General features: G+C 41.3%; 11 protein-coding genes. 8 read left to right on the forward strand and 3 right to left on the reverse strand.

The genetic code is table 11. The features are described 5' to 3' along the window. Window positions 1-36 precede the first annotated feature (36 nt). The 8 genes from FKG96_RS02815 to FKG96_RS02850 all read left to right on the forward strand — a co-directional run bounded on the left by FKG96_RS02815 (window position 37) and on the right by FKG96_RS02850 (window position 13510). Window positions 37-711, forward strand: coding sequence for an ABC transporter ATP-binding protein (locus tag FKG96_RS02815; RefSeq protein ID WP_013664472.1), 675 nt, complete (start codon window positions 37-39; stop codon window positions 709-711). A gap of 80 nt (window positions 712-791) precedes the next feature. Further along, complete coding sequence (locus FKG96_RS02820) at window positions 792-3143, forward strand: ABC transporter permease (RefSeq protein WP_149105122.1); 2352 nt, start codon at window positions 792-794, stop codon at window positions 3141-3143. A gap of 378 nt (window positions 3144-3521) precedes the next feature. After that, a complete protein-coding gene (locus tag FKG96_RS02825) occupies window positions 3522-5906 on the forward strand; it encodes an ABC transporter permease (RefSeq protein ID WP_149105123.1) in 2385 nt (794 codons plus the stop codon). A 212-nt stretch (window positions 5907-6118) separates the two neighbouring features. After that, entirely contained in the window at window positions 6119-8563 is a 2445-nt protein-coding gene (locus tag FKG96_RS02830; RefSeq protein ID WP_149105124.1) for an ABC transporter permease, read from the forward strand. A gap of 130 nt (window positions 8564-8693) precedes the next feature. Further along, window positions 8694-9677, forward strand: a complete 984-nt coding sequence (locus FKG96_RS02835; protein ID WP_149105125.1) for a DUF4097 family beta strand repeat-containing protein — start codon at window positions 8694-8696, stop codon at window positions 9675-9677. A gap of 255 nt (window positions 9678-9932) precedes the next feature. Beyond that, window positions 9933-10934 carry a histidine phosphatase family protein gene (locus FKG96_RS02840; protein WP_149105126.1) on the forward strand — a complete coding sequence of 334 codons (1002 nt, stop codon included), beginning with the start codon at window positions 9933-9935 and terminating at the stop codon, window positions 10932-10934. A gap of 149 nt (window positions 10935-11083) precedes the next feature. Next, window positions 11084-12391, forward strand: a complete 1308-nt coding sequence (locus tag FKG96_RS02845; protein WP_130854722.1) for a cytochrome ubiquinol oxidase subunit I — start codon at window positions 11084-11086, stop codon at window positions 12389-12391. Between the two features lie 105 nt (window positions 12392-12496). Continuing rightward, window positions 12497-13510, forward strand: coding sequence for a cytochrome d ubiquinol oxidase subunit II (locus tag FKG96_RS02850; protein ID WP_013664480.1), 1014 nt, complete (start codon window positions 12497-12499; stop codon window positions 13508-13510). Between the two features lie 39 nt (window positions 13511-13549). Here the strand turns inward: FKG96_RS02850 and FKG96_RS02855 are convergent, their stop codons facing one another. The 3 genes from FKG96_RS02855 to FKG96_RS02865 form a co-directional block, all read right to left on the reverse strand. Beyond that, a complete protein-coding gene (locus tag FKG96_RS02855) occupies window positions 13550-15940 on the reverse strand; it encodes a TonB-dependent receptor (RefSeq protein ID WP_246860242.1) in 2391 nt (796 codons plus the stop codon). 180 nt (window positions 15941-16120) lie between these two features. Continuing rightward, window positions 16121-17617 carry a sigma 54-interacting transcriptional regulator gene (locus FKG96_RS02860; RefSeq protein ID WP_013664482.1) on the reverse strand — a complete coding sequence of 499 codons (1497 nt, stop codon included), beginning with the start codon at window positions 17615-17617 and terminating at the stop codon, window positions 16121-16123. Between the two features lie 187 nt (window positions 17618-17804). After that, on the reverse strand, window positions 17805-18902 hold the full coding sequence (locus FKG96_RS02865; protein ID WP_013664483.1) for a VWA domain-containing protein: 1098 nt from the start codon (window positions 18900-18902) through the stop codon (window positions 17805-17807). Window positions 18903-19027: the final 125 nt, after the last annotated feature.

Here is a 19027-nt window from a genome sequence, read left to right on the forward strand (position 1 = left end):
GAAAGCTGATTTCCGATTGCTTATAGCTAAATGACCATGATCAAAATAACTGAACTTCAAAAATTCTACCGTACTGAGGAAGTGGAAACGGTAGCGCTCAACAACCTAAGTATAGAAGTACAAAAGGGTGAGTTTGTAGCAGTGATGGGTCCTTCAGGATGTGGTAAATCCACATTGTTGAATATTATAGGCCTTTTAGATGATCTAGACGAAGGCAGTTATAAATTCAATGATATAGAGGTGGCCCACTTTAACGAGCGGAAACGTTCAGACTTGCGTAAACACAATATTGGTTTCGTTTTCCAAAGTTTCAACTTGATTGACGAGCTAACTGTATTTGAAAACGTAGAGCTCCCGCTGATTTATACGAAAGTGCCGGCCGCCGAACGCAAAAAACGAGTGGAAGAGGTGCTTGAGAAGGTACAGATTATGCACCGTAGAAACCACTTTCCACAGCAACTTTCCGGCGGTCAACAGCAACGGGTTGCCGTTGCCCGAGCGGTGGTTAATAATCCTAAGCTTATCCTCGCGGATGAGCCGACAGGTAACCTGGATTCAAATAACGGTAATGAGGTAATGCAGCTGCTTACTGAATTAAACGAACAAGGGACTACCATTGTAATGGTTACCCACAGCGAACATGATGCGCGTTATAGCGATCGCATTATCCGAATGCTGGACGGGCAAGTTGTGATGACTACGGTGGCGTAAAGTAGGGTTTCGGCTTTAGACCCTAGCAATTAGGGCTAAATTAAAGTTGACGGGCTGAAATCTGATTAAAAGGAATAGCTATGCTAAAGAATTACTTTAAAAGCGCTTTCAGAAGCTTGGCGAAAAGCAAGCTTTATGCGGCCATTAATATTATTGGCCTATCGGTAAGTCTAGCGGCTTCTGTATTACTTTTATTATGGGTTTGGGATGAGCTAAGTTTCGATCAGATGCACAGCAAAGGTGACCGAATTTTCAGGGCATCGGGCGCCATTGACAAGGAAATGACGAAAATATGGAGTACCTCTGCTCCTTTGGCTGTTTTCGGAAAAAATGAATTGCCCGCCGTAGAAGACGCCTGTAGAATCAATACTTGGCAGGAAACCTTAGTGGATTACAAAGGTAAGAAATTCAAAGAAAGCGTCTACTATGTCGATCCCAGCTTCTTTTCCATATTTGACTTTCCATTGATTGCAGGAAACGAAAAACAACCTTTTCCCGATAAACATTCTATTGTCCTAAGCAAGTCGCTAGCCGAAAAAATTTTCGGCAAAGAAGAAGCTGTTGGCAAAGTGGTAAAAGCGCTTGAGGGTATCAGCTTTCGGGTTTCGGGTGTTATTGAGGATATACCAAAAAATTCGAGCATACGTAATGATTTTTTCATTCCATTTGATCAATTAAATGAAGGTCGCGAGAGCAATCCAATCAACGCCGATTGGGGAAATTTTGGCTACGACACCTATTTTCTTCTAAAATCCGAAGTAAACGCAAAAGAAGTTGGGCTACAACTAGCCGCTCTTCATAAAAAAAACCAGTCGAGCGATTTCTTTAAAGACCTTGTCTATTTAATGCAGCCCTTACATAAAATTCATCTTTATGATCCCAAAGGAGACGAACAAGGCATGCGCCAAGTTAAAATATTTACCTTAATTGCCCTCGTAATTTTATTAATTGCCTGTATCAATTATGTAAACCTTGTTACAGCAAGGTCTGCTAGGCGAAGCAAAGAAGTAAGTGTAAGGAAAGTAGTAGGCGCCAATCGTACGCATCTGTTTTTACAGTTCTTAACCGAATCACTGGTTGTTTTTCTAATCTCCATGCTCCTTTCCTGGTTGTTCAGCTTTTTAGCCATGCCTATCTACAACCAGTTGTCGGGAAAGGAAATGAGCTTTAGCTTATTTGATAGCCGCGTTTGGGCATTATTTGGTGCTGCCTTGATATTAGTATTACTAATGGCCGGAATCTATCCCGCAATAACACTATCACGATTTAATCCTGCTTTAGGACTTAAGGGCCTTTTGCCTCGATTGGGTAGCAGTGGCTCTTTCCGCAAAGTATTAGTTGTATTGCAATTCACCTGCTCCGTTGTCCTCATTGTTTCTACGATTGTTATTGCAAAACAGCTTTCCTTTATACAGAATAAAAACTTAGGGTATGACAAAGAGAATATTTTAACCTTCGGTGCCTATAATTTCGGAAAGCATTACGCTGCTGTTCGGAGCGAGTTGGAAAACAATCCAAGCATTTTAGGCGTAACGGTATCAAGCCAAGGCGTTATTGATCTCGCAAGCGCTACCGGGGACATTGTATGGGAAGGGAAACCCGATAATATGGGCAATTTTATGATCAATCAGATCTCCGCCGATCGAAATTTCCTACAGGTATTGAACATGAGGTTGGTTGAAGGAAAAGGCTTCTCGGGAACACCTGCAGATAGCGGTTATTACATCTTAAACGAACAGGCGATCGCCCAGATGAACATAGAAAATCCTGTGGGAAAAACCATTAGTTTCCATGACAAGCCTGGCATTATTGCAGGGGTTGTCAAAGATTTTCATTTCAAAAATATGCGAACTGCCATTGAGCCCTGTCTCATTTTTATGAACGAGAACTGGGGTTGGCAAGCGATGTATGTTAAGATAAAGCCACAACAAGCACAACAGGCGATTGCAGCGATAGAAACTTTATGGAAGAAATACAATGCCGATTATGATTTCAACTACCAATTCATGGATGAGGCTTTTGACAATATGTATAAAAGCGATATGCGCGCAGGCAGGCTATTCAACATCTTTGCGGGCATTGCGATTCTACTTTCTTGTCTAGGTTTATTTGGCTTGGTAACCTATACAGCTGAAACCAAGTTTAAGGAAATCGGTATACGTAAAACTTTAGGAGCCAGCGTAAGCAACATAATTTTATTGATATCAAAAGATTTCATGAAGCTGGTCGGCATATCGTTCATCCTGTCGTTTCCAATCGCCTGGTGGATGATGAGTAAGTGGTTAGAGAATTATGTGTATCGTACGGAGCTTCACGGTTGGGTTTTCATTGCCGCAGGACTTATAGCTTTTGCCATCGCTGGACTTACCGTTTGCGGACAATCGTTAAAAGCGGCAAAAAACAATCCGATAAAGGCAATTCGAACGGAGTAATGAGTTGCGGCTTTTAGCTGTTTTCCTGAAGTTATACGTTTTATCTGCTTGCGATAGGCAGCAGTTATACGTTATAAGTCAATTAACAGCGCTGACAACAAAGTTTTGGCCCTTTGACAGATAAGATCGAGATCAAGGGGCTGAATACTAACACCTAAAAACTAATGAGCTATGTTTAAGAATTATCTTAAAACTGTATTTAGAAATTTGTTTAACAACAAAAGCTATGCTGTTATTAACATAGTGTGGCTATCCGTTAGTTTAAGCGCTGTTATTTTTAATTGAGCAGTAACTCTAAGTAACGACAGAATAGATTCGATCACTGCTCATGGCGCTAATGGCTTATGCCTAATAGCTGGCAGCTAAACGCTAAAAATCATGATAAAAAATTATTTAAAAATCGCCTGGCGGAATATCTGGAAAACCAAAGCTTTTTCCATTATCAACATTTGTGGCTTGGCAGTTGGGATGACGGCCTGCTTTCTTATTGCGCTTTACGTCAATTTCGAACGAAGTTACGACCGGTATCATGAAAAAGCTGATCGCATTTATCGCTTGGTGTGCGATGTCAAGACACCCACAGAAACCATCAATGCGAATATCACGTCAGGCCCTATGGCAATGTATGCCGCTAAAGATCTTCCGGAGATCGAAAACTACGTGCGTTTACTGCCCAATAGTTTGTTAATACGCAAAGATAATATCAAATATCAGGAAAGCGCCGTATTCTTTGCTGACTCCTCCCTTTTCCAACTATTTGATTTTCCGCTACTAGCAGGAAGCCCGGAAACGGCATTAAAAGAGCCTTTTAGCGTGGTTCTATCCGAATCGGCAGCCAAAAAATATTTTGGAAAGGAAAATCCAATCGGTAAAAGTTTGCTACTGACCGATGAAGGTTTCAACAGCAAAGTTACAGGTGTGATGAAAGATATTCCTGAAAATTCGCAGTTTAAAGGAGACGTGTTTGTTTCTATGGTCACCCTGATTAAAATGGCCAATTTTAAATTTGATGAGCAATGGGGTAATTTTGGTTTCACTTCTTATTTACTTCTTAAACCGAATACTGATCCTTCCTTATTAACCGCTAAATTTCCCGCTTTTTTAACTAACCGTGTCGGTAAGGAAATGGATCAGTCCAAGATGCATTACACCCTCTTTTTAGAGCCTCTTAAAGACGTTTATCTTTATTCAAAACGAGGTGGTTTTGAAAACGGCAATATCAACAATGTTTATGTTTTTGCTATTGTAGCGCTATTCATCCTACTTATTGCCTGCATTAATTTTATTAACCTTTCCACGGCCAGAGCGGTTGAAAGAGCCAAAGAGGTAGGAATCAGAAAAGTGGTTGGCGCCTATCGCATACAAATTACCCGGCAATTTATCAGTGAATCCGTATTAATCTGTTTATTAGCTTTTATAATTTCCATTTTACTCTGTCTGGTCTTGATTCCCTATTTTAATTTTCTTGCGGGTAAGGAAATTAGTGGAGGTATATTTCTCCATCCCGTGTACATCCTCGTTTTGTTTTTGTTAGCCTGTTTAATCGGGTTACTTGCCGGTATTTATCCTGCACTTGTATTATCCTCTTTTAAACCCGTAACCGTGTTAAAAGGTAAATTTTCGTCTAACACAAAAGGTTTACTATTGAGAAAAACCTTAGTTGTGGTGCAGTTTGTGGTTTCCATTGCGCTGATTGCAGGCACCTTGATTGTAAACCGTCAACTTGCATATATGCGAAATCAAAATCTGGGCTTCAATAAAGAACAAGTATTGGTTTTGCAAACAAACGGAGATGCCAAGAGCAGAATCTTAAAGGACGCAATAACCAGCGTACCTGGCGTATTAGCTAGCGCTGTATCCGGATCGGTCCCGGGTGGTGGGAACCCGGTGGCTTATTCTGAAATTGAGAACAAGCAAGGCGATATGCAGATCGCAAACCTCCCGGTCTATTTTGTAGACTATAATTACCTTCCCCTATATAAAATTGAACTGGTGGCCGGCCGCATGTTTTCGCCCAACTTTGGAACAGATACTGCGCAAGCTATGATTTTAAATGAAAGTGCCGTTAAACTCTTCGGTTATGCAAAACCAGCGGACGCCATTGGTAAAAAATATTCTCAATGGGGAAGCGAAGGTAAAATCATCGGAGTGATCAAAGATTTCCATTTTAAATCCCTACAGTCGAAAATAGAGCCCCTCAGCATGCGTTATGGGCAAGGAAACGGAGGCGGTATGGTATCACTCAAAATAGATGGCCAACATATAAACACGGCCTTGAAGTCAATTGAAAAAAAATGGCAGGAGATTATTCCGAATCGTCCTTTTGAATACTTTTTTGCTGACGAATTTTTTGATAGGCAATATCGTTCAGAAAATCGATTCGGTAATTTATTTTTCAATTTCGCAATGCTCGCTATTTTTATTTCCTGCTTGGGCTTGTTAGGTTTGGTGTCCTATCATACCACACAGCGATATCGGGAAATCGGCATACGGAAAGTTTTAGGGGCCAATATATCAACCATCGTAAAGTTGTTATCTTTTGATTTCTTGAAATTAGTAATAATCGCTTTGCTTGTTGCGTCTCCATTGATGTGGTTTTTAATGGATAAATGGTTGGATGATTTTGAATATCAAACCACCATCAATATCTGGATTTTTATATTGGCGGGAAGCATTGCCGTTGGTATTGCCTTGATCGTTATTGGGTCGCAAACTATACGCGCAGCATTGACCAACCCTGTTGAGTCATTACGCAATGAGTAACTTGGTGTTGGTTATTGGTAATCAGTTATTGGTTATTGGTTATTCGTTATTGGTTACTCGTTATTGGTAATCAGTTATTCGTTATTGGTTATTGGTTATTGGTTATTGGTTATTCGTTATTCGTTATTCGTTATTGGTTACTCGTTATTGGTAATCAGTTATTCGTTATTGGTTATTTGATGAATCGCTGAAACACCTTAAAAGCTAACATTATGTTACAAAACTATTTTGTTTCTACCTGGCGGAATTTATGGAGACACAAATTTTTCTCCCTCGTTAACATCGTTGGATTAGCGATAGGTATCAGCTCATCCTTAGTCATCGCCATGATTGTTCATTATGAGTTTAGTTTCGATCAATTTCAGCTGGATAAAGATCGGATCTATCGAATTGTATTAGATACAAAACGAGATGGCTTTGAGGGACACTCCACCTCTGTACCTGGCCCTTTGGCTCAGGCAGCTCAAGGAGAAATAACGGGTATTGAGCAAGTAATTCCCATTTATAGTTTTCCCGGTGATGCAAAAGCAGATGTTGAAGTGCCGGCAGGAAGCGTCAACAAAAAGACTTTTAAAAAACAAGAACGTATTATTTTTACTAATTCTGACTATCTAGCCTTAATGGGTTATAAGTGGTTAGTCGGTAATCCTGCCATTGCCTTGACACAACCTTTTCAAGTAGTACTTACCAAGAGTAGGGCCGAGATTTATTTTCCCAAAAAGGATTTGCAGGATGTGCCAGGAAGTACCCTAAGGTATAGGGATATAGAAGTGAGTGTCAGTGGAGTTGTGGATGATTTAGAAAAAATCACCGATTTTCGAAGTAAGGAGTTTATATCACTGCCCACATTAGAGAAAACTTCATTGAAAGACGACCTCATGTTAAACGTTTGGGACGATTGGATGGGTTACTCAAATTTACTTGTTAAAATATCGCCACAGGCTCAGCCATCCCAAATAGAGCAAGGACTAAACACGATACTCGCAAAGCATTCCAAAAAAGGGCATTTTTTTTCCGAACTTCATTTAGCGTTACAGCCCTTATCTACCATACATTTTGATGAGCGCTATCAGGGAATGGATATCCGAATCGCTCATAAACCCACTTTGTATGGCTTAATCGCCATTGCGTGCTTTTTATTGCTTTTGGGGTGTATCAATTATGTTAACTTAAGCACGGCACAAGCATCAACACGCGCCAAGGAAGTTGGTATTAGGAAATCGATCGGCGGAAACAAAAAACAACTGGTCGTTCAATTCTTAGGAGAAACTTTTTTTCTGACAACATTTGCTACCGTCCTTTCCATTATCATTATACCGCTGTTACTACGGGCCTTTTCTGCCTTTATACCGGAAGGCCTCACCTTCTCATTCTTAGGTTATCCAAGCATGTTGTTTTCCGTTCTACTCATTGTTTTATTAGTTAGCGTCCTTGCCGGGTTATATCCAGCCTTTGTTCTATCCGGTTATAATCCGATACAGGTTTTGAAGAACCAGCAACTAGTCAGCTTGGGGCAGTCAAGACAAGCGCTGTTACGAAAAGGGTTAACCGTCTCTCAATTTGTTATTGCGCAATTTTTTGTTATATCTACCTTGATTATCAGTAAACAGATTTATTTCGTACTCCATGCAGATATGGGTTTTGCCAAAGAAGCCATTCTTACTTTTCGCACCCCCAGAGATACCATCGCTACCCACCGCATGCAATTCAAGCAACGCTTACAGGCAATTCCGGGTATTGCATCTGTTAGCAATGGATTCCTTGCACCAGCTACAGCGGGCGGAGCCTTTGCAAATGTTAGCTATTTCAACGGGAAAGAAGAGTTAAAACCGACTGTTCATGTTAGATGGGGTGACGATGACTTTCTTGATCTATATAATATTCCAATCATTGCCGGGCGAAATGCGATTGCGAGCGACTCGTTAACAGAAATTGTGGTTAATGAACAATTCGCAAAAGAGATCGGTTTTCGGCAACCGGGAGAAGCTTTAGGTCAATTCCTTAAATACAATGACAAAGAAGTTCCTATTGTTGGCATTGTGAAGAATTTTCATACGCAGAATTTGCACGCACAATTAGCACCGCTCATTTTTCAAAACCGCTGGGGAGATATTTTTCACGTAAAACTTCGATCCGCCCATTCCGGTGAAATGAACTGGCAGAAAACAATTCCCGATATGGAAGAACTTTTTAAGGAGAACTATCCCGACGGGGAATTTAATTATGAATTTATGGAAGACAGTATTAAGAAGTTTTATGAGAAAGAGCAAGCTACCGCATCCCTGTTAAACTGGGCAACGGGTTTAACTATTTTAATTAGTTGTTTGGGCCTGTTAGGTTTGGTGCTTTATACCACAAACAGTCGAACAAAGGAAGTAGGCATTCGCAAAGTGTTGGGAGCATCTATTGTTCAACTTATTAGCCTATTGGCGAAGGATTTTATCAAACTCATCCTTATCGCTTTTATTGTCGCTTCTCCTTTAGCTTGGTGGGCCGCTCATCGGTGGCTTGACAATTTTGCCTATAAAACGCCTGTCGGCTGGTGGGTTTTTCTAGTGAGTGGATTGGGAATGCTTTTGTTAGCAGTTCTATTATTGAGTGTGCAAACGTTCAAAGCAGCCGCAGCTAATCCGGTAAATAGTTTGCGGGATGAATAGCTTTTAGAAGCTAGCAGCCATCTGATATCGGTTTTCTGTTTAATTAAAAACAGATTGCTGACAGCAAAAATCTCACAGCTAACCGCCATGCAACATTTAATTTCGATTTGCGTCTTTTAGAAAAAAAATCATGAATAAGCTTACTCTTTTTCTCATTGCCATTTATAGCAGCTATTTTTTGGCATCGGCACAAGATACTCCTTCGCCCTATTTAACGAAATCATTGCGAAGTGAAAATATCCGCTCGGTAGATCTACAAACTTCCGGCGGTAGTTTAACGGTTGAAGGTGTAAATGACTCCGAAGCTCGTCTTGAAGTATTTGTGCAAGGTAATAACGGAAATAATCGCCTAAGCAAAGAAGAAATCGAGCAACGGCTAAAAGACAGTTACGACTTACAAATTAGTTCCAATAACGGGCAACTCATCGCAATTGCCAGACCAAAAAGCGGGTTTAAAAACTGGAAGAAGTCGGTATCCATTTCGTTCAAAGCTTATGTGCCTAAAGCAGCATCAGCAAAGTTGAAAACCAGTGGTGGTAGCCTTTCCCTTAATGGCATTAATGGTTATATCGAAGGAGCAACTTCCGGCGGCAGTATCAAAGTAGCTCATGTAAAAAACAATGTAAACCTAAAAACCAGTGGCGGAAGTATTAATGCAGATGATGTTACGGGGAATCTGCTACTACATACATCAGGCGGTTCCATCAAATTGAGTAATTTAAAAGGAAAAATTGATGCGCGGACCAGCGGTGGAAGTATAGGAGCCAATGATATTAGTGGCGAACTACTGGCAAAAACCTCTGGCGGCAGTATTCGGGTTGATCGCATGGCAGGTAGTGCTGATCTGGCAACAAGCGCCGGCAGTACTTCGGTTAATATGGTAAATATAGATAAATACTTAAAAATCGATGTTTCTGCCGGAAGTGTTAACCTCCAGCTTCCTATGGATAAAGGCTTAGACTTGAATTTATCAGCAGGAAAGATTAATCTTCCCTCTTTAAATAACTTTGCAGGAACGAAGGAAAAAGATCGTGTGGTAGGGAAATTGAACGGAGGTGGAGCTGACGTGGATGTCCACGTAAGTGTCGGGAATTTAAACCTTGAAGCAAATTAGTAGATTAACCTTTCACTATATATGCCACAATTTTTAATACATTTTGTGGCATATAACCTCATTATCCAGCCAAAAACCTGCGCATTTCTGTGATATCAGTTCATCTTTTCTTCAATTAACGGGTATAGTGCCAAATAAATCGTGCGTTTCGTCGTATTTTTATAGATAACAGCAGCAGACAAATTATTAAATCGCTCCTGGATAGTTTCATCCCTTCGTTGGGGAGTGAAGCCTTATATATCGTTGATAATAAAAATGATGATACTACTTTCTCTTCGCAAAAGGCATTTCGTAAACATTCTTTGGCTATCCATTCTCTTATTAAGCGCTTGTAAAAAAAGCGATGATCATGAATTACCCGGCATCCAAATTACTTCCGCTGAATATGACGGAAAACTCCTTTTCGTAAACAAAAACAACTTCCAAATAACGACGAACAGGGATGCTATCTTTAGCTCCGATGATAGTCGTGTCAAGATGGATGCTAACGGTTTAGTAAAACGCCTAACCTCGGGAGAGGTGGTTGCTATTGATATTGCTCCCAAAGAACAACCCGAAAACAAAACGCGCTTTTATCTATTGGGGGCTACCGACACAAACCATGATAAGCCCCAAATCACCTATAATGGAAAAGGAGCTACTGACACTTATAATTCCTACTTAAAAGGTTGGGCAACCTTACAAAAATTGCCTGTTAGTAACGAGACATATGCGCTTGTTTTACGTCATGCGGATGCCGATCAGGGCGTGGATTATTCTTTGAATCATGATGATGCCGGTCCGGCTAACTGGTGGAAATCAAAGGACAAAGCACTGGCACGCCAATTGAATGAAGAAGGGCGGATCCGCGCGCGCGAGTTAGGGGCCAATCTTAAAGCGCTTGGCTACCCTATTAGTCGGGTCTACGCCAGCGAATTCAATCGTGCAATAGAGACGGTGGAACTGATGGAACTTAATTTGCCGATCAAACAAGATAGTTTGCTGAATCATCCTTCACATAATAAAGGAGACCTGTTTAAGGGCTTAACTAGAATATTGCAAGGAACGCCAATAGATAACGAAATCACTTTGCTATCCACCCATCATCCCATTAATGAAATTATCATTAGTGGCGGTTATCCAACATTTCCCGACGTCTCTCCTTTCAACTGGACCGGCATGTATTTCGTAAAGATCGCCCCCGACAAAACCCTTACCTATGAAGGTGCTGTCTCTTGGGGTATGGTGAATTATTGGAGACACTTATCCAAACCATAAACCGGCGGAAAGTTAATGTATATCCATTCTAAATAAAAAATTCCTCTTCTATCCATAAAGAAGCTGCATTTATTAACGGCATAAGCCCTATCTTTGAGGAAGTTCAGTAGCCCTGAGTTTACGTTTTATCATTTTAATAACCGCTCGTTATGGACGATTTCCTCGCCGCCCGTTCTCAAATGGCCCTCTCCCTTGGCTTTCATATTATCTTTGCCTGTATTGGTATGGTAATGCCCTTCTTTATGGCCATTGCCCATTATAAATGGCTTCGGACAGGCGAACAGGTATATAAAAACGTCACGAAGGCGTGGAGTAAGGGAGTCGCGATTTTTTTTGCTACGGGGGCGGTCTCCGGTACGGTACTTTCTTTTGAGCTAGGTTTGCTGTGGCCAACCTTTATGGAACATGCCGGGCCTATTTTTGGAATGCCTTTTTCACTGGAAGGAACGGCTTTTTTCATTGAGGCTATCGCTTTAGGATTCTTCTTGTATGGATGGGATAAATTCAATCCGTGGTTTCACTGGTTTACAGGCGTTATTGTAGGGGTAAGTGGTTTGGCTTCGGGTATACTCGTGGTGGCGGCTAATGCGTGGATGAACAGTCCGGCGGGCTTTGAATATGTAGATGGCAAATACACCAACATTAATCCAATAGATGCTATGTTCAATGATGCCTGGTTTTCACAGGCGCTTCACATGACCCTAGCGGCCTTCGCAGCAACCGGTTTTGCAGTCGCAGGGGTTCACGCGTTTATGATCAAAAAAGGAAAGAACATCAATTTTCACGAAAAGGCTTTTCGGATTGCGGCTATTTTTGCCACTGTTGCTGCGGTATTGCAACCATTGAGCGGCGATATATCGGCAAAAGATGTTGCAAAGAGACAACCTGCCAAGCTTGCAGCAATGGAAGCGCATTTCAAAACAGAAAAAGAAGCACCCTTAATTATTGGAGGTCTCGTAGATGAGAAGGCAAACGAGGTAAAATATGCCGTGAAGATACCTGGCTTATTAAGTTGGATGGCTCATGGAAATAGCAAAGCAATTGTTACCGGTTTAGATCAAATCCCGAAAAATTATCATCCTCCAATAGCTATTACACACTATGCCTTTCAGGTAATGGTAGGACTCGGCATGCTGATGCTGTCACTTTCTATCATTTATTTCATCACCCTGGCTAAGAAGCGCTCATGGCTGCGTAGCCCCTGGCTCTTAAACTTATTCATCCTCGCCATTCCCTTAGGTTTTATTGCTATTGAGGCGGGATGGATGGTCACTGAAATTGGGAGGCAGCCCTGGATTATTTATGGTATTATGCGAACTGTTGATGCAGTTACGCCCATGCCCGGAATCGTTTATTCTTTTTATTTATTTACAGCCGTATATGTTTCCTTGTCGATCATCGTGGCGTTTCTACTTTACCGGCAAATTAAGATGGTTGGGTGGGTTTATGATGTGTAGAAGCTATCGGAGATCAGCTCTCGGCTCATTAAAGAAAAGAATAAAATTAGTATTAAAGATTGAACCTAGCTGACAGCTGGTAGCTGAAAGCCGAAAACCGTTAACATGTTATACATAGTCATCGCATTTCTTTGGACCTCCATTTGGTTATACCTGCTATTAGGCGGGGCAGATTTTGGTGCCGGTATTATTGAATTAATAAGCAAGCGCGAGCATAAAAGCAAGACACGGCATACCATGTATCGTGTTATCGGTCCCATTTGGGAGGCAAACCACATGTGGCTTATCATAGCCATTGTTATTTTGTTTGTTGGCTTTCCGAAAATTTATACAACCATGTCCATTTTTGTCCATATTCCGTTGACGGCCATGTTGCTGGGAATTATCGCGAGGGGGACAGCCTTTGTTTTTCGAAATTACGACGCTGTTGAAGATCGTATGCAAAGCATATACAATCGCATTTTCGTTTACTCCAGTGCTATTACCCCTTTTTTCCTTGGCATCATTGCCGCAAGCACCGTCAGCCGTAAGATAGATGTGGGCGCGACAAATTTTTTGTCGGCTTACGTTGATAGCTGGCTAAATAGTTTCGGGATAGCGGTAGGGCTTTTCACGGTATGTATTTGCGGCTTTTTAGCCGCCATTTACATTATTGGCGAAGTGCATTCTTCAGATGACAGACAGCACTTTATTCGTGTGGCTAAAAAAATGATTGTAGCGGCTTTCGTGGCAGGAGGGCTTGTTTTTATTGCTGCACATTATGAGCAAATCCCTTTGTTGGATTGGATTTTCGGACATTGGATAGGTTCATTGGCGATTGGAGCGGCCAGTATTTCCTTAATATTCTTGTGGATATCTTTAAGTAAAAATCGAGCGATTCTCATCCGTTTATTGGCAGGCTTCCAGGTAAGCATGATTTTGCTGGCCGCCACCTACATTCACTTTCCAAAGATAATCCTTTTGAAAGGAGGCGCGTCGCTATCCCTAGTTGAAGATGCCGGTTTAAATAAAACAATAGAAGCGTTGGCCTGGGCACTCCTACTGGGAAGTATTTTTATTTTGCCGGCCCTATTTTACCTAATTTATAGCTTTGAAAAGAAGAAGGGCATTGCCCATTAAAAAAAGAGAAGGCCAACACCATCTGCCGGCCTTCTCTTTTTAGAAGCTATAAGTAACCGTTAACCTATAATTTCTTGGAGCTTCGGTTTGCCAGTAATAACTGCTCAACCAATTATAATAGGAGCCACTAAATAAGTATTTATCGAAGATATTAAAGGCATTAGCCGTTATACGCATTTTCCTCCCTTCCCAAAAAATGCCACCATCTACTTTATGGTAGTCAGGTAATCTTAGCTGTCCTTCACCCCAGTTATCTGTCGCACGATTTAACAATCCCGTATAGCCCATGGATACGCCCACTCCATTTAGCGCTTTCACCGGCAGTTTATAATTTAACCACCCGTTAATTACATGTTTAGCGAAGCCCGGCATCACCTGACCTACCGTCACACTTGTTACGCCTGGAGTAACTTTATTGACCTTCGAATCAGTATACGCATAATTAGCAACGACGCTTAGATTTGCACCAATGCTTCCTCTAGCATCAAACTCAAAACCTTGGGCTTTCTTCTGTCCTAAAACAATGCTGGTAGGGTTGGTGGGTGTGCTATTAGGGCCTGTGGTGAGTTCATTGTTTTTCAAAATTCTGTAAACTGATAATGTTGTGCTTAGATTACCGTCAAACCACTCATTCTTGATTCCGAATTCGGTATTATTACCCGTTATGGGTTTCAACTTCCCTCCATTTTCAATTGTTCCGGAAGCGCTCTGCGGAACAAAAGCCTGATCATAGACAGCGTAAACGGAAGCACTCGGATGAATCGAGTAGCTTAGTCCTAGTCGTGGAGTAAAGCGTTTCGCTTCGTCTGCACTTTCACCATAATATTGGCGTACATAAGTATAACGTCCTGCCAGTGTCAATCTTAGTTTATTCTCAAAAAAACCCAGTTCGTCCTGAAAATATAATCCCGTATAGCGCTGACCTTGCAACCCACCAGCTGCTAAAGCTCTCGCCTCTAAATCAGTGCTTCTATCAAAATTTGGTAGTCCATTCGTCGGAATTCCGTAAGAGGGATTAAGTGGATCAAAGTACAAAGTGGCACTATCGCGGTCTAAATCATGTGATTGTCCCCAATCAGCAATATAAGTCTTTTTTCCCATATCGATACCGGCAAGTATACGATGCCGAACGGAACCCGTTTGTACATCACCATTTACAAAAACCTGCCCGAGCCCCATACGACCTTGGGCGTCCCAGATACCTACATTTCTAATCAATGTTCTATCAGCATTAACTTTTGAGGGCCAGGAGCTGTAGCCTACCTGATCATAGAAGAAATACGATCCCTGTGCAGTTAATCTCCAATGATCATTAAACTTATGTTCCAAGGTTAGAAATAAACTGTGGTCATCGATATTGGTGGGTGGAATACCCGGATTCGTCATGGTAAAATCTACCGGTAGCGTAGCATAGCCGCCCGCCTCCGGCCCGAACACATAGTAAGACCCAACCTCGGTCATCCGTACATGCTGCAAGGTATATTCAGCGGTAAGCTTGGTTTGCTCATCTACTTGATAAGAGATGACGGGAGCAATACTATACCGATCATTATACTCATAGGGACGATGCGAGGCCTTATTCTGGCCCATAACATTCAATCTATACAAGAGCTTTCCGTCCTTACTTAATTTTCCATCCAAATCGAGTGTTCCTCTTAATAAGTCAAAGCTTCCTACCGTAAAGCTCGCTTCGCCCTTTGTAATACCGGTAGGCTTTTTGGTGACAACATTATACAATCCGCTTGGATCACCATTAGCCAGCATAAACCCGGCGGGTCCTTTGACAAATTCGATATGGTCAACAAAGCTCATGTCTTCGGTTAGGGGCCCCCAGTAAGAACCGACAACATTAAACCCATTTCTAAACGCTTGGATCTGCGAACCACGCATGTTGATGTTCGCATACAAATCACCCCAATGCTCTAAGCGAACAGCTCCGCTAACGTTGCGAATCAGCCCGTCACTCATACTAACGATTTGTTGATCGGCCAACACCTTATTGGTCACAACTTGAATATTTTGAGGGATTTCCAATAATGGTTCATTTAAGCGCAAGCTTGTTGAAGTAGTATCCACCTTATACTGCTTCTTCTGACTGGAAATAACGACCTCTTGGAGTTTTTCATTGGTTGCCTGCACTACAAAATCTTCAATCAGTTCGTTTCCATCGAAATGAATGAGCCGTTCTTGTTTTTGAATACCGACAGCTGATAAAATGAGCGTATGCTCGCCCGCCTTGACACCTTGAATTTCATATCCACCTGCGCTATTTGTTTTTCCCCCGATTCGGGTACCTTTAATCCAGAGGGATATACCCGCCGCCGGTTCGTTTGATTGATTGCGTACAGTTCCTTTAATTTGCGCATGGGCCAAATGCATAAAACAAAAACTAAGTACTACAATTAGGTTGAATGATAGTAGTCTTTTCACTTTATTTAGAATAAATCTAGTTAAACAAATTGAGCACAAACCTACAATTTGTTTCAAAATTTGTCAATACATTTTTAGACTTATTTTAAATAAGCAATTAGTAGGACAGTTTTAGCTATCAGCAATCAGTCTAGTCTTAATTTTTACTATTGCCGAAGCTAAATCAGAAGAGTTAGGAGATTACCTAAAATCCTCATCATCCAATTCGTCATCTTCATCCTGTTCAAATGACGAATTGAAAAGACTACCGAACATATCTGAAAAGGCAAACCCTCCGTTCATGATGTTTTTGTTCAATTGAGAATATTCCGCCAATCCGTGCAGAACGAACTCCATCAGAAGCAACTTTTGGTTGTCACTTAGCTTTTTGTGAAACTCCTGAACAACGGTTTTCAATCCAGGCACATGATTTAGAATCATGGCATATTCTTCCGTAGATAAAGCATCATTGATATCCAATTTATTGCCCGCCGTAAACCAATCGATAATATCTTGATATGGATTCGTAACCTTTGTTTTCTTAATTTTCTCAGGATCGGGGAAGTATTGAGCAAACAATGTCTTTATTGCGTTACTGATTAGTTTATTCGCAACATGAATCGGCCCCTCCAATTCGCCTTCATAAACCAGTTCTATCTTCCCTGTAATAGCTGGAATGATCCCTATAAGATCAGATATCCTAGCAAAAGTTTTTTCTTCTTCGGATATAAGCATTCGGCGCTCGGCGGTACTTACTAAATTTTCATAGGCCGAGATTGTCAGACGTGCAGATACACCGGACTTCTGGTCTATAAACTCGCTTTTTCTCGCCTCAAAAGCCACTTGCTCAATCAAGTTTTTCAGTAGGCCGTCGACCTCAATTAAGCTTTTCTGCTGGGGAGAAAGCCTTGCTTCCTGAAAGGTAATCGCTCTCGATACATCAATTGTTTTTGGATAATGTGTTAATATCTGACTTTCGATCCGATCCTTTAGGGGGGTTACAATGGACCCACGATTTGTATAATCTTCCGGGTTAGCGGTAAACACAAACTGGATGTCCAACGGTAACCGTAACTTGAAGCCTCGAATCTGAATATCCTTCTCTTGTAGCATATTAAAAAGGGCTACTTGTATCCTTGCCTGCAAATCCGGTAATTCATTGATTACAAAAATACCTCGATGTGCTCTCGGTATCAATCCAAAGTGGATAACACGTTCGTCATTATAGGTAAGTTTTAGGGTAGCCGCTTTAATGGGATCGATATCACCTACCAGATCAGCAACGGTCACATCCGGCGTTGCCAGCTTTTCCGTATAACGCTCGCTCCGATGCAACCATGCGATTGGTGTATCTTCGCCTTTCGCCGCTATCTCACTCTTGGCGAACCAGGAAATCGGATTCAAGGGATCATCAAATATTTCACTTCCTTCTACATAGGGTATATATTCATCCAATAGGTTAACCATTAGACGTGCTATTCTTGTCTTTGCTTGGCCCCGAAGACCTAGTAAAAGGATATTATGACGCGAAAGGATAGCGGTTTGCAGTTCAGGTATAACCGTTTCATCATATCCCAAAACGCCTTCAAAACCCTCTTCTTTACTTTTTAACTGTTTGATCAGATTTTCTCTTAATTCTTCTTTAACGGATTTACTTTTATATCCAGATGCTTTTAACTCACCTAATGTTTTGATCATAGTTATATTATTAGCTATCAGCCGTAGGCAATCAGCTTTCGGCAGATTTAATTCATACTAAACCTTTTATTACTAATTTACCCGAGTTAGATCAATTACAGGGTAATCAGTCATTGATATTCCTTCGTTACGGACAACAATCTTAATTTTCCTTCTGAAAACCGATAGCTGATTTCTGACAGCTATTTTACCTCACCGTCCGCCTTCTATTCCTAATGTAGTCCTCGAAAATATATTCACCTAATCCCGTTAAAGAGCTGTAGAAGGCTTTCCCGCCATTCACTTGGGTAAATTGTCGGACAAACTGCTGTAAATAGGGATCCCGAGCTATCATAAATGTGGTGATAGGTATCTTTAACCGTTTGCATTGTGCCGCCATGGTGAGTGTCTTATTAATAACCTTGCGGTCTAAACCCATACTATTTTTATAGTACCTTCCGTTCTCCTTCAAGCAAGTTGGTTTGCCATCTGTGATCATGAAGATTTGCTTGTTATGTGTTTTGCGTCTTCGCAGCAAATCAGTCGCCAATTCCAAGCCCGCATAGGTATTCGTATGGTAAGGTCCTACTTGCAAGTAGGGCAAATCTTTCAATGCGATAGGCCAAGCATCGTTTCCAAAAACTACGATATCGAGTGTGTCCTTTGGGTACTTAGTTCGGATCAGCTCTGCTAAAGCCATCGCAACTTTTTTCGCCGGTGTAATTCGATCCTCTCCGTACAAAATCATGCTGTGCGATATGTCAATCATCAGCACTGTGGAGGTAAGTGTCTTATAATCTCTTTCCTCGACTTCTAAATCACGCTCCGTTAAGGTGAAATTTTGCAATCCGTGATTAATCTGCGCATTGTGGATGGAAGCTGTTATGTCAATTTGGTCAAGGCTATCTCCGTATTGGTATTCCCTCCGATCAGCATTTTTCTCCTCACCTACTCCGCTGCGATTGCTTCCGTGGTTTCCCTTGCCTGATTTTTTTAATTTCCCGAAGATTTCCTCTAAGGCCGACTGCCGAATAGTTTGTTCCGTTTTAGCCGTAATTTGGAATGAGCCATCTTGCGGATTCTCTTGAAGATAGCCCTTATTTTTAAGGTCCTCAATAAAGTCTCCCATTCCATATTCATCGGTCGTCAGATTATACTGCTTATCCAGCTCATTCATCCATGCTAACGCTTCCGCCGCATCCCCCGCCGTATAATTAAGTAATTGACTAAACAATTTTAACAGACTATCGAAGCCCCCTTTTGGCATATCTGTCGGAACGAATTCCGAAAAGCGAAATCCTCTCATAGCTGCTCCTTCCTTTTCTTATATTGAACACTTATCCGAAGATAAAAGTTTCCTTGGAGATTATTTCTAAGCTAAAGGTCATTTTTAGCTATAGGTCTTCAGAAATCAGTGTTCAGCTATCAGCT

The sequence above is a fragment of the Olivibacter sp. LS-1 genome (genome assembly GCF_008245145.1).
GTDB classification, from domain to species: Bacteria; Bacteroidota; Bacteroidia; order Sphingobacteriales; family Sphingobacteriaceae; genus Olivibacter; species Olivibacter oleidegradans.